This window comes from Rheinheimera sp. MM224 (genome assembly GCF_947090785.1).
GTDB lineage: Bacteria > Pseudomonadota > Gammaproteobacteria > Enterobacterales > Alteromonadaceae > Pararheinheimera.
This window is the reverse complement of record NZ_OX352320.1, coordinates 1,938,613-1,953,725: the sequence shown is the minus strand read 5'-3', so window position 1 is coordinate 1,953,725 and position 15,113 is coordinate 1,938,613. Positions and strand designations below refer to the sequence as shown.

The window sequence follows — 15,113 nt, the reverse complement described above, 5'->3', positions numbered from 1 at the left end:
TTATAAAGCCGCCATTTATAAAGCAGCCGCAACCAGACGGGCTCGTTCCAGATCTTCTGGCGTATCAACGCCAACAGCCGGAGTTTCAAGCGCAGTAGCGACATGAATAGCTTCGCCTTGCCATAACACTCTAAGCTGCTCTAAGCATTCAATCTGCTCAAGCTGTGACGCTGGCCAACTGACGTACTCTTTAATAAAACCAGCACGGTAGGCGTAAATACCTATATGACGACGATAGATGTCAGCCAGTTGTGTTGTAAAAGCTTTATCTCTATCAAATGGGATCACAGAGCGGCTGAAATACAGCGCATAACCATTTTTATCGCTTTGTACTTTCACCACATTGGGGTTTTGTACTTCATCTGCATGCGCAATAGGCACAGATAAAGTCGACATGCGCGCTTTGCTTTGACTGGCTAAGTTTTCGGCGACCTGGCGAATAATGGCTGGCGGAATAAAAGGCTCGTCGCCTTGCACATTCACTACCACTGTATCGTTCGCCAGGCTTAATAAAGACACGACTTCGGCCAGACGCTCAGTGCCTGAATTATGGGCCGGGCTTGTCATACAGACTTCAGCACCAAAACCTTCGCATACCTGTTGTACCCGGACATCGTCTGTGGCAATAACAACACGCTCTGCACCACTTTTAATGGCCTGACGGTACACCCGTTCAATCATGGTGAAGCCTGCAATATCAGCCAGGGGTTTACCTGGCAGACGGCTACTGGCGTAACGGGCCGGAATAACCACCAGAAACCCCGTTTTAACTAACGCCATTTGTCAGCCTCATCCAGACTTAAAGTACGGGCTTCAGACGTTAATAACACAGGTATATGTTGTTTGACCGGATAAGCCAGACGATCAGCAGTACAAATCAATTCCTGTTTTTCTTTGTCCAGTTTCAGTTTGTTTTTACACAAAGGACAAGCAATGATGTCCAGCAAGGCGATATTTAAAGCCATTATTCATCTCTCCATTGACGCAGCTGTTGCTGCAGCCAGAATTTAAATTCATCCGACAGGTCGGCTTCGACCGGCAGGTAATACCAATTGGGTTTAGCAAAAGTGCGACATTTGACCGCATCTTTTTCTGTCATCAGCACTGGGCCTTCGATATCAGCCAGACTGTTTTCATCAAAAGCAAAATGATCACGGAAAAAGGCGGTGGCTTTAATCTCAATACCCACACTTTTTACCGTATCGACAAAACGTTGTGGATTGCCTATAGCTGCCACTAAAGTCACAGCTTTTTCTGGCCATTGGCTTTGCCCATCTAATGCCAGAGGCTTAACAGCTTTTAACTGCATCCTGTACTGCGCCAGATCAAAGTCACCACTATTGACGACAACCGCATCGACGCTTTGTAAACGTGATACCGGCTCCCGTAACGGCCCTGCTGGCAATAACTGCTGATTACCCAAACCGCGCTGACCATCAATCAGTACCAATTCCAGATCGCGTTTTAATCGGTAATGCTGTAAGCCATCGTCGCTAATCACTATATCGCAGTCTGTGGAGGCGAGCAGATACTGCGCAGCGGCCACTCTGTCCGGACAGACCACTACAGGGCAATTACTTTTGCTGGCCAAAAGTAAAGGTTCATCCCCGACATCACAAGCCAAATGCAAAGAAGTCACCCGCACAGGCTCTGTGATTCGGGCACCATAACCTCTACTGACAATACCAGGGGTAAAGCCCTGCTCTGTTAAAAACTTACAAAGCCACAAGGTAAAAGGCGTTTTGCCTGTACCACCTACCGAAATATTACCAACAATAACAACTGGTTTTTCTACCGCAAAAGACTGAAACCAGCCACGCTGATAGCCAAAACGGCGGATCAGAGCGACCAGCCGGTACAGCAGACTCAGCGGCCAGAACAGCAGTGTAAAAGGGTGCTGACGGTACCAGCCTCTCTCCAACCAGTTCATCAGACTTCGCTAAATTGCATTTTATACAGCTGAGCATAGTAACCATTTTGTGCCAGCAAGGACTGATGGTTGCCCTGCTCTACAATCTGGCCCTGATCCATGACTAAAATCTGGTCGGCATTTTCAATGGTGGATAAACGGTGCGCTATGACAATACTGGTGCGGCCTTTAAATAATTCATCCAAAGCCCCCTGAATTTTACGCTCCGACTCTGTATCCAGGGCTGAAGTCGCTTCATCCAGAATAAGCACAGGAGCCTGGCGTAACAAAGCACGGGCAATAGCGATACGCTGACGTTGACCACCGGATAAAGTCACACCGTTTTCGCCAATTTCAGTGTCGAGCCCAGCAGGCATCTGATTGACAAATTCCATCACATGAGCTTTTTCTGCAACTTCCAGTAAACGTTCAGGACTTAATTCACCACGGTAGCCATAAGCAATGTTATTGGCAATAGTGTCGTTAAACAGCACTACATGCTGCGATACCACGGCCATTTGTGAGCGTAATGAATCCAGCGTACAGTCTTTGGTATTGATACCATCCAGTAAAATTTCACCTTGCTCTGTTTCGTAAAAACGCGGCAATAAGCTGGAAATGGTGGTTTTACCGCTGCCGGAACGGCCGACTAAAGCGACAGTCTGACCAGGTTCCACTTTGATATTAATCTGCTTTAACACCTGTTTCTGATGGCCTGGATAGTTAAAGCTTAAGTCTTTAATTTCAATAGCGCCTGTGACCTGTTTCAGTTCAATAGTACCAGTGTCCTGCTCTGGTTTTTCATCCAGAACCATAAAGACATTGGTAGCTGCTGCCATACCCCGCTGAAAATCACTGTTGACAGTAGTCAGCTGCTTCAGAGGTTTTAACAACAGCATCATAGCGGTGATCATTTCACTGAAAGTGCCAGGTGTTAAGGTGTCCAGCATAGCCGGGAAGCTAGCCAGATAAATCACAAAAGCCAAAGCAAAAGAAGCAATCAACTGAATCAGCGAGACGCTGATGGCGCGGGTCGCTTCCATTTTGACATCCAGCTGACGGTTGCGGTTATTCACCGCTTTAAATCTGTCATTTTCCAGCTCGCCTGCGCCAAAGGATAAAATCACTTTGTGGCCGTTCAGCATTTGCTCTGAACTGGTGGTGACATCGCCCATGGCATTTTGCATATTGCTGCTGATTTTACGGAAACGTTTAGACACCTGCGCCACTATGAAGGCAATCAGCGGAGCTATGACTAAAAAAATAAGCGACAAATGCCAGCTGTTGTAAAACATCAGACCTAAGCAACCTAAAACAAACACACCTTCGTGAATAAGCACGACCAGCGCTTTGCTGGAGGCTTGTTTAATTTGTTCTGCATCGTAGGTGATTTTTGAAATCAGCTCGCCGGTCGAATGTTTGTCATGATAACTGACAGGCAAAGCAATCATCTGACGGAACAGTTGCTGGCGTAAGTCTTTAACTATATGAGTACCAGCCCAGTTCAGGCAGTAGCTGGAGATAAAATGAAACACACCACGCAGCAAAAACATGCCGACGACAAAAACCGGAGCCCAGGCTAAATAAGCCGTATCTTTTTGCGTGATACCACGGTCAATAAAGCTGGAAAACTGAGAAATAAAGTAAATATCCACACAGGCGTAACCCGCCATACCAAACATCGCCAGAGCAAAACCCGCTTTGTAGGGTTTTAAATAACGCATCAGACGCTTAAAGGTGCTAATTGAACCCGTTGTTTGTGAAGACAAATTTAACCCCAAAGAATAAGAAAACCGCCGCCATTCTACCTTGTTGTTCAGGCGCTTTCAGCAATTGTTCACTGCTTTTGCAGCCAAAATGGCAAAGGCTGCTGCCGATAGGGCCAGATATGGAGCTGTTGCTCTGTCATTTCAATCCGCACAGCGCCCTGCTCTGCAGTATTGAGTAGTGGAATTTGCAGCAATGCCAGTCGCCCCAACACCTCTGAACTGGGGTGGCCATAGGCGTTATTCGCGGCGGCACTGTTCAGCGCTAACAGAGGTTGTAAGCTGTTTAAGAAATTCAGCTGACTTGAGCTTTTACTGCCATGATGGCCCAGCAATAACAGGTCGGTAGTCAGATTGGGCTGATCAATTAATAACTCAGCTTCTACGCTATGGCCTATATCACCAGTCAGCAGCGTTTGCCATCCGGCGGTTTTTATTGCCAGAACACAAGAGCTGTCATTGCCTTCCTGCAGCTGATGCGCACTTCGAAAGGCCCAAAGCTCTGCGTCCAGATAATTAGCAGGCAAAGATACACAAGGTCGCTGCGAAAAGCCGGTTTCAAAATCGGCGATCAATTGCACTTTGGGATATGCCTTCAGGACTTCGGCAAAAGCGCCTGTATGATCGGTATCTGCATGACTTAACACCAAATAGTCCAGTTGCCGTATGCCCTGATAATGCAGGTAAGGCAACACATAAGCTTCGGTGGCATTAAAACTGCCATATACAGGGCCAACATCGTACAACAGCCCTCTATCACCTTTTTGCAACAGCACGGCCGTGCCCTGCCCGACATCAATCAGATGCAATTGCCACTGCGCTATTTTGGGCCATAACAAAACGACAAAAGGCAGTAATAACAACGCAATTCTGAGTCTGGGCATCACAGCGGGCAGAAAAAACAGGGCGAGCAATAACAAGGCCATACAAAACGCAGAAAATACAGTTTGAGCCGGCAGCAACCACCAATAATCCATAGAAGCGCCTGCCATCAGCCAGTGCTGCAAAGGAGATAACAATAGATCAGCCAGTTGCCAGTGCCACAGCATTTCTGCAGGCAAAACCAGCTCCAGCAACAAAGCAATCAGCAGATAAGGGATCACCAAAAGCGAGCACCAGGGCACAAAAATCAGATTCGACAGCAAAGCCAAAGGTGCTATACCGTGAAAAAACAGCAAGGTGGGCGCACTCATTAAAAGGGTCATCACCGCCTGAAATTTCAGCCCGTGTTTTAGGACGCTCCAGTAAGTGCGGTCTGTCAGTGGATAAGACCAAACAAATAAAAAGATCAAAGCCACAGCATAAAGCGTCAACCAAAAACTGATGCTCATCACCCATAAGGGATTGAGTAACAACAAGAACCCACAGACCAGGATCCAGCTTTGACTGTAACTTAAGCGCCTGTGCTGCTGCATCAAATACACGGCTAAAGCCAAAGCGAGCAAAGCCCGCAACGTAGGAATGGCAAAACCTGCCAATAAGCTGTAATACCAGGCTGCAGTGAAGGCGACAAAAGGAGCGGCTTTTCTGCACCACAGCAGATTGATATGAAGTTTGGCGAACCATAGCATCAGGCCATAGACCCAGCCAAACAGCAGGCCAATATGAAAACCGGATATCGAAATTAAATGCCCTAAAGCTGTCGCTTGTAGACCCAGCCACAACTCGTCACTAAAAGGTCGTTCTCCTAAAGTAAAAGCTGTGATCAGTGAGAAAGAAGGCAATTCACCAATTTTTTGCTGCAAACGCTGATACAACTGCTGACGATGATCCCAGTTTGCGTCCAACAACAGTGCGTCTTTCACCACACAATTGCCAATAATACCCACCACATAAGCATTGGCTTCAATATGCACTGAGCCAGGATTGGCAGGCGCCCGAACTGCTTTGCAGCGTACTTTAAACCACCAGTGTTGCCCTTGGCCTAAAAGCTCTGGCGCGTCCTGCCAACGCAGTCTTAATAAGTAACCTTGTTGTGGCCCTTCATTTATTTGCCATAAAAATCTGCTGAAGTCCTGATCCTGTTGTCTGATACTGACAACTTGCCCTTTCAGCCATGGATCGGACAAGCCAAGCAACTGCGCTATATGCAACTGATGCTGCTGCACTTGCCAAAGCCAGAGGCTTAAAGCACAACAAAGACCAGTGAAAAATAACAAACGGTAATAAATACAGATCAAGATCAAACACAGCAGGAAAATAAGCCACAAAAGGGCTGGCACTATTGGTGAAAATAATGACAATAGGCATCCGCTGATCACACCGATGAAAAAACGGTTCACGTTAATTTTTCATTAATGAGTTGTAATGGCAAAGAATCTAATTAAGAAATATCTACCAGATACAGAAAAAATCAAGCGACACCCTTCGCTAAAGATCTTTGGCACTTTGTTGCATGACAACAATTTGTGGCACTTTAACCGTCGCTCTGCCCGTGGTGCTTTTGCAGTGGGTTTGTTTGTTGCCTTGATCCCTATGCCATTTCAGATGGTATTGGCCGCCGCTTTGGCTATTTTATTCAGAGTAAACTTACCTTTGTCTGCCGCTTTAGTCTGGCTAACCAACCCACTGACCATGGGGCCGGTGTTTTTTATTTGTTACCAGTTAGGCGCTCTGATTTTAGGCCATCCTGGTCATCATGTAGAACCACAGGTGAGTTTAAGCTGGTTGATCGATAGCCTGGATACCATAGGCAAACCTTTCCTGCTCGGTAGCCTGATTGTAGGTTGTACCTTGTCGGCCTCAGGTTATGTGCTGGTGGATTATTTCTGGTGTCTGTCGGCGAAAAAAGCCTGGAAGAACCGTATTAAAAAACGTCAGAGTGAGACTGAACCCGACTGACTCTGACGGCTTTTGTTATTTAAAAAAGCTTTAGCGTTGACCTAATACAAAAGCAGGCTGCACTTTGCTGGCGCTAAGAGCAGGGTAAATAGTTGCCAGCAAGCTCATAATTAACGCTATGCCTATGGTCATCACCACTTGCATAGGCTCAATATGAGAAGGCACATAATCAACAAAGTAGATGCTGGAATCGAGCAAACTAAAGCCCGTTAAGCTGGTGATTAAACGAAACAGTGGCTCTATTTGCCAGGCCAATAACAGACCCACTACACCACCCACTAAAGTACCGGTTAAACCGTTCAGCCAGCCGAGCCACATAAAAGCTTTAACAATACGACGTCTGGGCATGCCCATGGTCAGTAAAATAGCGATATCGCCTTGTTTTTCCCGCACCGCCATCACCAGGGTCGCAACAATATTAAAACAGGCCACCGCCAATACCAGCACTAATACCAGATACAAAATACTGCGCACCATCTGAATATCGTTGTATAAATGGCCCTGAGTGCGAAACCAGTCCAGCATATAAACATAATCAGTGGCCATATTGCCTAATTCACGGGATAAGGTAGGCGCAGTAAAAATATCAGCAATTTTAAAGGCAAACCCCTGTACTGCACCTTGTGGGTAATTCAGCCATTGTCCTAAAGCAGCAATATCGACCCAGGCTTGCTGATAATCCAGTTGACCACCAATACTGACGATAGCCACCACAGTTAAGCTGACATGTTTGTGGCTGGCGAGTTTACCGTCTGCTGTCACTTGTGGCAGCATCAGTTGCACTTCATCCCCTACTTTGGCTTGCACTTCGTCAGCTATGCCTTTGCCCAACACAATCTGATGTTCACTGATGTGGCTTAAATCTCCAGCCACCACAAAAGAGCCTAAAGCACTGATGCCTTGCTCCAGCTGCAGATCAATACCCCGTAAACTGGCCGCTTTGACTTTAGCACCACTACGGATCATGGTATTGGTTTTGATATAAGGTGCACCGGCCACTACGCCAGGATGCTGTTGCAAAGGCTTGATTTTTTTCTGCCAGTTGCCAATAGGATCCGATACCGCCTGCAACTCCACATGAGGGATCACAGACAATAGCTTGTCTTTTAATGCCAGCTCAAAACCATTCATCACCGACAAAGCCAGAATAAGAATAGCGACACCCAAGCCTATACCTATAGTGGAAGACGCCGCGATAAAACGAATAAAAGCGTTGCTGTTGCGGCTTTTGCGATAACGCTGCGCCAGTTGCCAGGACAAACTAGCCATGACTTAAGCCATCCATCGTTTTGCCCAAATGGCCATCACGCATCCAATACTGCTGATCCAGCTTCTTCGCCAGTGCCAAATCATGGGTCACCACAATAAAGCTGGTTTTCAGCTCACGGTTTAATTCACGCAGCAGCTTATAAATACTCTCAGCGGTTTGATGATCCAGATTACCTGTAGGCTCATCTGCCAATACCAGCGCAGGTTCTCCAACTAAAGCACGGGCTATAGCAACACGCTGACGTTCACCACCACTGAGTTCAGCAGGTCGGTGTTTGATACGATGCGCAAGACCCACACGGGTCAACATAGCGGCGGCTTTTTGCTCGGCGCTTTCATTGCTTTCGCCGCGAATAAGCAGCGGCATAGCCACGTTTTCCAACGCGGTAAAATCCATCAATAAATGGTGAAACTGATAAATAAAACCCAGTTTTTCATTACGCAGTTTGGCTTTGGCATTGGCCGATAACTTAGCGACAGATTGTCCCAACAGCATCATTTCACCACTGTCTGGTTGGTCCAAAGTACCCAGGATATGCAACAAAGTGCTTTTACCAGAGCCTGAGCTACCCACTATCGCCAGCATATCGCCGGCTTTGACTTCCAGACTGACCTGGTGCAACACCGGAGTGACATTAGCGCCATCTGTGTAACTTTTACTGATTTGACGGGCCGTTAAAATACTACTCATCTCTTAAAATCTCTGCTGGTTGTACTTGCACTGCACGCCAGGCTGGATACACCACAGCCAATGCCGTCAGCACTAAAGCGCACACTATGATAAAGAAAATTTGTACTGGCTGAATATCCACCGGTAAAGCCACGCCAGCGACCACACTAATACCCAAAAGCGATAAAATACCGTTCAGTTGCCACGCAATAAGAATACCTGCAACAGCACCACTTAATGTACCCAATAGGCCGTTATTCAAGCCTTGCACGGCAAAAACGGTAAAAAGCTGGGTATCTGTCATGCCCTGAGTTTTTAAAATGGCCACTTCACGTTGTTTTTCCGTCACCATCATCACCAGCGCTGAGACAATATTAAAAGCAGCCACTGCAACTATCAGTAATAACATCAACCACATCATGGCTTTTTCCATGGCCACGGCAGAAAACAATTTGCCATGACTGTCGCGCCAGTCTGTCACTTTAGCAACAGCAGGAAATTCATCTATTTCATTGGCTAAAGCCGGTGCAGCAAAAGGCTCAGTTAAACTTAAACGCCACTGCGGTGCATCTTTTGCTTTGCTGCCAAGACGTTTTAAATCAGGCAAATGCAGTAAAGCCACGCCGTTATCCACTTCTGAGCCAGTATTAATTAAGCCTGCGACAGTAAATAGTCGTTGGCGTGGTAACCAGCCCATAGGAGTAAAACTGCCGCCTTCGGCCAGCAATAAACGAATTTGCTGACCAGGGCCAACTTTTAACTCATCCGCAAGGCCTGCGCCTAAAATCACTGAATAAGGTTGTTTTGTTAAATCAGACCAATCACCCGCCACCAAAGACTGCTGTAAAAAGGCTGGGATTTGTGTTGGTTCAATGCCTTGTAACAATACAGCGGTCAGTTGACCCGGACTCTGCGCTAAAGCTTCAAGCTGTAAATAAGGTGTGGCCTGCAGAATTTGAGGGTACTGTTGCTGCAAAGCCGCTATATCAAGTTGTTGAGTAGGCTCGCTTTGCACTATTAAATGCGGGATCACGCCGAGAATGCGTTTTTTTAGCTCAGCTTCAAAACCGTTCATTACAGAGCTGACAATAGTCAGAGCCATCACACCTAAAAAAATACCTGTGACGGAAAACAGCGTAATAAAGGATAAAAAGCCGTGGCCTTTCCGGCTTTGGCTGTAACGCAAACCAATACGGACACTCAGGGGGAATTGCAGGCTTTTCACAGACTTCCACTTGGGTTGGTGAAGAAATTGCTGCGATAATAGTGATTATCCGTTAAGGTTACAAGCTTGCTACCCGAGGTATCCTTATGCAACAACCAGGCAATACAACCATAGCCGCAGAATTAGCAGACGAATTTGCGGACTACTTTCAGATTGAGCATCAGACGACTGTGAATTTGGTACCCTTTTCCGGGCCTCTGCCGGATCAGGATGGATTTTTACGCCTTATTCCAGACGCATTTAAAATGACCAGCGAATTGAGTCAGTTGAATAACTCGTCTATCCGTACTTTTAATGCAGTCAAAGATTTATCTGCCGATTTAGCCCATTACCTGCAACAACAAGCACGTAAACTGGACGCACTGACCCACTATGTATTGCGCTCGCAGGATGACCCTAAACAACGTTTTCATACCTTCAGTTATGGTGGTTCAGGCATACAGGTGTGGATGGACGGTGCCGTTGCACAAGGCCAGGTGTACGAAGTAAAACTCTTTCTGGATAATAATGACGGTGCTTTATTTTGTTTAGGTCAGGTGCTGGAAGTCATTGAACAAAAGCTGCCAGAGCCAGAGCAAAAACCCGTTTATCTGGTGAAAATTCTGTTTCGCCGCATTCGCGATGAAGACAGAGACATGGTGGTCAGGGCCAGCTTGCATGAGCAATCCAGACAACTGAAACGTAAGGCGGAACAACGGCAGCAGCAAGCGCAGCAGACTCAACAGTAGTAAACAGCGACTGTGTTGAAACTAAATCAAACAACAGACCGTATTAACCGACGGTCTTTTTATAACGAGTAAAGAATTTCCCTGATGATCCGCATTGAAGCATTACCAGCGCCTACCTCCAGCACCGATCAAAAACAATGGGGCCGTCTGTCCGGCGCAGCCTTGCCATGGGCTATTTATCAGCTGTATCAACGCCAGAAAGGCCTTTATGTTGTCATAGTGCCGGACACCACCACAGCGCTGCGCTTAGAGCAGGAACTGACGGTGTTTTTCCACGACAATGCCGCGGATGTCTGGACTTTCCCTGACTGGGAAACCTTGCCTTATGATGTATTTTCACCGCATCAGGACATTATTTCCCAGCGCATAAAAACTCTGTACAGCCTGCCACGTTTGCAGCACGGTATAGTGATAGTGCCGCTGAATACTGCGCTGTTGCGTTTAACAGACCCCAGCTATTTGCAGCAATACAGTCTGGTGCTGAAAAAAGGCCAGCAGCTGGATTTAACAGCGCTGCGTCAGCAATTGGCTGCTGTGGGTTATCGTGCTGTGGATCAGGTGATGGAGCATGGTGAATTTTCAGTGCGCGGATCCTTATTGGATCTCTATCCTATGGGCAGTACCCTGCCTTATCGCATTGACTTTTTAGACGATGAAATTGACGGCATTCGCCTGTTTGACCCGGATAATCAGCGCACTGTGCAGCAAGTCACTGAAATTGAACTGCTGCCCGCCCACGAATTCCCGCAGGATAAAGCGGCAATAGAACGATTCCGTATTCGTTATCGTGAACGTTTTCCGGCGCGTAGCGAAAAAGAGTCGTTGTATATGCAGGTCAGCCAAGGCCTGATGCCGGCTGGTATCGAATATTACCTACCGCTGTTTGCTGAACAATCTGCGCCGTTATTTTCAATGTTACCCAAACAGACCATGATGCTGGCTGTGGGTGATTTAGAAGCTGCAGCTGAACGTTTCTGGCACGACTTACAACGTCGTTATCAGGACAGAGCAATCGATTTACTCAAACCTATTTTAAAACCGCAAGAATTGTATTTAGCGGTCGATGAGTTTTTTGCACAATTAAAGCAGTGGCCACGCTTGCGTTTAAGCCGTGCTGAATTGCCAGAGCGTGCCGGACAATCCAATGCCGCAGTGGCTGATTTGCCTGAGCTGACGGTTAATCACCAGCTGAAAAACCCACTGGAAAAGCTGCAGCAATTTATTGTCGATATCAAAAAGCAGCAAGGCCGTGTGCTGTTTTTCGTAGAATCTGAAGGCCGACGCGAAAGCTTATTGCAGCTGATGCAACGTAATCAAATTCGCTTGCAGCAATTTGCGTCGGTCGAAGAGTTTTTAACAGACCAGGTTGATTTAGGCATAGTCATAGGTTCGTTGGAGCAAGGCTGTTTATTACAATCCAGCTCTTCACAAGCAGTATCCGGCAAAGCCAAGGCCAAAGCAGGTGAAGAGCCTTTAGCTTTAGTCAGTGAAAACGAGTTATTTGGTCAAAAAGTTACCCAAAGACGTAAACGCAAACACAGTCAACAAATCTCTGGCGATACCATCATCCGCAATCTGGCCGAGTTGTCTGTTGGCCAACCTGTGGTGCATTTACAGCATGGTATAGGCCGTTATCAGGGTTTGCAGGTGCTCGATGCCGCTGGCATTAGTGCCGAGTTCGTGACCATTGAATATGCAGGTGGCAGCAAGTTGTATGTGCCTGTGTCGTCCTTGCATTTAATCAGCCGTTATACAGGTTCTGATCAAGACAATGCGCCGCTGCATAAGCTTGGCAACGACACTTGGGAAAAAGCCCGGCGTAAAGCTGCGGAGAAAGTGCGGGATGTGGCGGCAGAACTTTTGGATGTGTATGCCCAGCGTGCCGCCCAGACAGGCTATGGCTTTAAAATTGAAGCTGACCAATACGAAATTTTTGCCGATGGTTTCCCTTATCAGGAGACCGTCGATCAGCTTGATGCTATAGCAGCTGTGCTTGCCGATATGCAGGCCGAACGCGCTATGGACAGGCTGGTGTGTGGTGATGTAGGTTTTGGTAAAACTGAAGTTGCGATGCGCGCTGCATTTGTTGCAGTCAATGACAATAAACAAGTGGCGGTTTTAGTACCGACCACGCTTTTGGCACAACAGCATTTTGAAAACTTCCGTGACCGTTTTGCCAATTGGCCAGTCAAAGTGGCTGTGTTGTCGCGTTTTATCAGCACTAAAGAGCAAAAGGTGATTCTGGAAGAGGCCGAACAAGGCAAAGTGGATATTTTAATAGGCACCCACAAACTGCTGCAGGACGATATTCGTTTTAAAGATCTGGGCCTGCTCATTGTTGATGAAGAACACCGTTTTGGCGTGCGGCAAAAAGATAAAATCAAAGCTTTGCGTGCCAATATAGATATCCTGACCTTAACGGCCACCCCTATTCCACGAACTTTAAATATGTCGATGTCTGGCATGCGCGATTTATCCATTATCGCTACGCCGCCAGCCAAACGTCTGGCAGTAAAAACCTTTGTGCGTGAGCATGAAGAAGGCTTAATTCGTGAAGCTGTGCTTAGGGAGATTTCCCGTGGTGGTCAGGTTTATTTCCTGCACAATGATGTAGCGACTATAGAAAAAGCTGCTGCTGATTTAGCCTTGCTGTTACCAGAAGCTTTAATTGGCATAGCCCATGGCCAGATGCGTGAGCGGGATCTGGAACAGATCATGGCAGACTTTTACCATCAGCGTTTTAATGTACTGCTGTGTTCTACCATTATTGAAACTGGCATAGACGTGCCCACCGCCAATACCATTATTATCAACAGAGCGGACAACTTTGGTCTGGCGCAGTTGCACCAGTTGCGAGGCCGTGTCGGCCGCTCGCACCACCAGGCCTATGCCTATTTATTGACGCCGCCACCAAAACGCCTGAGCAAAGATGCTGAAAAACGCCTTGAAGCTATTTCGGCGTTAGAAGATTTAGGAGCTGGTTTTGCACTGGCCAGTCAGGATATGGAAATTCGTGGTGCAGGCGAGCTATTGGGTGATGAGCAAAGTGGCCAGATTGAGTCTGTCGGCTTTAGTTTGTATATGGAAATGCTGGAACAAGCTGTTGAAGCTCTAAAAGCGGGTAAAGAGCCAAGCTTAGATGCACTTCTAACCCAACAAACCGAACTGGATATGAAACTACCTGCACTGCTGCCAGATTCTTATATTCCGGATGTCAGCTTAAGGTTGTCATTTTACAAACGCTTAGCCTCCTGTCGCGACGAGCAGGAACTGGATGATGTACAGGTAGAATTGATCGACCGTTTTGGCTTATTACCGGATGCTGCGAAAAACTTAGTCAAAATCACAGAGTTAAAAATGCAGGCGCAGCACCTTGGAATTAAACGACTGGAAGCCAACAGCAAAGGTGGTGTGCTAGAATTCGCCGAACGGACTTCAGTGAACCCGTCTTTTATTATTCAGCTTATTCAGACTCAGTCGAAAGTCTTTAAGCTCGAAGGCGGCAGTAAACTGAAATTTATCAAAGATTTACCTGATACTAATAGCAGATTCGCCTTTGTCAGCTTGATGCTGGATGACTTTGCTAAACATCAGACAGGAGCATCATGAAACATCTGCGTTTAACATCGCTGGGATTGGCTGTAGTGGCTTTGTTTGCCACAGCCCCAGCCTTCGCCAATAGTTGGTATGAAATTGAACTAATAGCTTTTAGCCGTACCACGGACAAAAGCTTAAAAGAGCAGTTTGAAGCGCCGACGGCTCCGTTAAAAACCAGCAATGCGATGGATTTAATGCGCCCACTGGTGCAACCTGCAGTCGCTGATTTAATAAAGGCTATTCCAGCGTGCGCACCAGCACCTGCGGCATTAGATGCAACAGCGCCTGCTGCTGCCCCTGTTTCTGCACCTGTTTCGATAACAGCACAACAACAAATTCAGCAACTGTTAAGCGAACATCAACAAACTATGCAACCAGTTGCAGCAGCTCCGGCAGATTCATTGGATGTGCAATTAGACGCAGAACCTGTAGTAGCGTCTTTGTACCAGCTGAATTTCCAGAATTGCCAGATGGAACAATGGGATGCTGATGGCCAGTTGATAAGCAGAGCTTTAAGTGCACAAGAGCTAGCTTTACAATTGCCTGCACCGGCACAAATTCCGACCACATTTACTGGCGATGGCGTGGCGAAAGACAATGCCTATTTGGTAGGTCCTGATGGTCTGCAATTGAAAAATCTGGCGTACCAGTTACAACGTGAAGCAGGCAAACAACTCCTGCTGCATACTGCCTGGCGTCAGCCTTTGGTATCAGGCAGGAATAGCCGTAGTCATTGGTATGCAGGGGTGTATCAGAATGAAGCGGCCACAGAGACTGAACAAAGTATCGATTTGATGCAGCAGGTTCAACAGCAGTTAGCCGCAGTGCAGCAAGGTCAGAGCAGCCTGCAATTATGGTACAGTCCTTGGCAATTTGACTCTTTAGTTCAGTTACGTTTGGGTCGCTTTATCCAGTTTGACGGTACTTTTTATCTGCGCCAGCTTGATGATGCCAACCAGCCGGCACAAATTGCGGTGAAACAAAGCGCACGTTTAACCTTAGGCCAAATTCATTATCTGGATCACCCACGTTTAGGAGTGATTATTCAGGTAAAACGCTTTACCCCGCCACAAGCAACACAGGCGGCAACACTTTAAATAGTTAAATA

General features: G+C 46.9%; 12 protein-coding genes. 4 read left to right on the top strand and 8 right to left on the bottom strand.

Annotated features, from left to right (window positions below; translation table 11 throughout):
- Nucleotides 1-15 precede the first annotated feature (15 nt).
- The 5 genes from kdsB to OM978_RS09230 all read right to left on the bottom strand — a co-directional run bounded on the left by kdsB (nucleotide 16) and on the right by OM978_RS09230 (nucleotide 5,918).
- On the bottom strand, nucleotides 16-780 hold the full coding sequence (gene kdsB, locus OM978_RS09250) for a 3-deoxy-manno-octulosonate cytidylyltransferase (RefSeq protein WP_264346590.1): 765 nt from the start codon (nucleotides 778-780) through the stop codon (nucleotides 16-18).
- On the bottom strand, nucleotides 771-965 hold the full coding sequence (locus OM978_RS09245) for a Trm112 family protein (protein ID WP_233006933.1): 195 nt from the start codon (nucleotides 963-965) through the stop codon (nucleotides 771-773). Before OM978_RS09245 ends, kdsB begins: the two co-directional genes overlap by 10 nt.
- Nucleotides 965-1,930: a tetraacyldisaccharide 4'-kinase gene (gene lpxK, locus OM978_RS09240; protein ID WP_264346586.1), complete on the bottom strand. Its 966-nt coding sequence runs from the start codon at nucleotides 1,928-1,930 to the stop codon at nucleotides 965-967. Before lpxK ends, OM978_RS09245 begins: the two co-directional genes overlap by 1 nt.
- On the bottom strand, nucleotides 1,930-3,633 hold the full coding sequence (msbA, locus tag OM978_RS09235; RefSeq protein WP_413691117.1) for a lipid A export permease/ATP-binding protein MsbA: 1,704 nt from the start codon (nucleotides 3,631-3,633) through the stop codon (nucleotides 1,930-1,932). Before msbA ends, lpxK begins: the two co-directional genes overlap by 1 nt.
- 113 nt (nucleotides 3,634-3,746) lie before the next feature.
- Nucleotides 3,747-5,918 carry a DNA internalization-related competence protein ComEC/Rec2 gene (locus OM978_RS09230; protein WP_264346584.1) on the bottom strand — a complete coding sequence of 724 codons (2,172 nt, stop codon included), beginning with the start codon at nucleotides 5,916-5,918 and terminating at the stop codon, nucleotides 3,747-3,749.
- Between the two features lie 64 nt (nucleotides 5,919-5,982).
- On the opposite strand from OM978_RS09230, the gene OM978_RS09225 reads away from it, so the two are divergent.
- Complete coding sequence (locus OM978_RS09225) at nucleotides 5,983-6,516, top strand: DUF2062 domain-containing protein (RefSeq protein ID WP_264346582.1); 534 nt, start codon at nucleotides 5,983-5,985, stop codon at nucleotides 6,514-6,516.
- 30 nt (nucleotides 6,517-6,546) lie between these two features.
- Here OM978_RS09225 and OM978_RS09220 read toward each other — a convergent pair whose 3' ends face one another.
- The 3 genes from OM978_RS09220 to OM978_RS09210 are packed head-to-tail and all read right to left on the bottom strand — an operon-like array spanning nucleotide 6,547 to nucleotide 9,680.
- Nucleotides 6,547-7,785, bottom strand: a complete 1,239-nt coding sequence (locus OM978_RS09220; RefSeq protein WP_264346580.1) for a lipoprotein-releasing ABC transporter permease subunit — start codon at nucleotides 7,783-7,785, stop codon at nucleotides 6,547-6,549.
- A complete protein-coding gene (gene lolD, locus OM978_RS09215; RefSeq protein ID WP_264346579.1) occupies nucleotides 7,778-8,476 on the bottom strand; it encodes a lipoprotein-releasing ABC transporter ATP-binding protein LolD in 699 nt (232 codons plus the stop codon). Before lolD ends, OM978_RS09220 begins: the two co-directional genes overlap by 8 nt.
- A complete protein-coding gene (locus OM978_RS09210; protein WP_264346577.1) occupies nucleotides 8,469-9,680 on the bottom strand; it encodes a lipoprotein-releasing ABC transporter permease subunit in 1,212 nt (403 codons plus the stop codon). The genes lolD and OM978_RS09210 overlap by 8 nt, the downstream gene beginning before the upstream one ends.
- An 86-nt stretch (nucleotides 9,681-9,766) precedes the next feature.
- Here OM978_RS09210 and OM978_RS09205 point away from each other — a divergent pair, with 86 nt between their 5' ends.
- The 3 genes from OM978_RS09205 to OM978_RS09195 all read left to right on the top strand — a co-directional run bounded on the left by OM978_RS09205 (nucleotide 9,767) and on the right by OM978_RS09195 (nucleotide 15,102).
- Nucleotides 9,767-10,408 (top strand): PilZ domain-containing protein, encoded by a 642-nt coding sequence (locus OM978_RS09205; RefSeq protein ID WP_264346576.1) that lies wholly within the window; start codon nucleotides 9,767-9,769, stop codon nucleotides 10,406-10,408.
- Nucleotides 10,409-10,492: 84 nt separating this feature from the next.
- Nucleotides 10,493-14,017 carry a transcription-repair coupling factor gene (gene mfd, locus OM978_RS09200; RefSeq protein WP_264346574.1) on the top strand — a complete coding sequence of 1,175 codons (3,525 nt, stop codon included), beginning with the start codon at nucleotides 10,493-10,495 and terminating at the stop codon, nucleotides 14,015-14,017.
- Entirely contained in the window at nucleotides 14,014-15,102 is a 1,089-nt protein-coding gene (locus OM978_RS09195; RefSeq protein WP_264346572.1) for a peptidoglycan binding protein CsiV, read from the top strand. Before mfd ends, OM978_RS09195 begins: the two co-directional genes overlap by 4 nt.
- Nucleotides 15,103-15,113: the final 11 nt, after the last annotated feature.

Excerpts from the sequence above, each read along its gene's own strand:
- kdsB (WP_264346590.1), bottom strand. The coding sequence starts at position 780 with ATGGCGTTAGTTAAAACGGGGTTTCTGGTGGTTATTCCGGCCCGTTAC.
- OM978_RS09245 (WP_233006933.1), bottom strand. The coding sequence starts at position 965 with ATGGCTTTAAATATCGCCTTGCTGGACATCATTGCTTGTCCTTTGTGT.
- lpxK (WP_264346586.1), bottom strand. The coding sequence starts at position 1,930 with ATGAACTGGTTGGAGAGAGGCTGGTACCGTCAGCACCCTTTTACACTG.
- msbA (WP_413691117.1), bottom strand. The coding sequence starts at position 3,633 with ATGCGTTATTTAAAACCCTACAAAGCGGGTTTTGCTCTGGCGATGTTT.
- OM978_RS09225 (WP_264346582.1), top strand. The coding sequence starts at position 5,983 with ATGGCAAAGAATCTAATTAAGAAATATCTACCAGATACAGAAAAAATC.
- OM978_RS09220 (WP_264346580.1), bottom strand. The coding sequence starts at position 7,785 with ATGGCTAGTTTGTCCTGGCAACTGGCGCAGCGTTATCGCAAAAGCCGC.
- lolD (WP_264346579.1), bottom strand. The coding sequence starts at position 8,476 with ATGAGTAGTATTTTAACGGCCCGTCAAATCAGTAAAAGTTACACAGAT.
- OM978_RS09205 (WP_264346576.1), top strand. The coding sequence starts at position 9,767 with ATGCAACAACCAGGCAATACAACCATAGCCGCAGAATTAGCAGACGAA.
- mfd (WP_264346574.1), top strand. The coding sequence starts at position 10,493 with ATGATCCGCATTGAAGCATTACCAGCGCCTACCTCCAGCACCGATCAA.
- OM978_RS09195 (WP_264346572.1), top strand. The coding sequence starts at position 14,014 with ATGAAACATCTGCGTTTAACATCGCTGGGATTGGCTGTAGTGGCTTTG.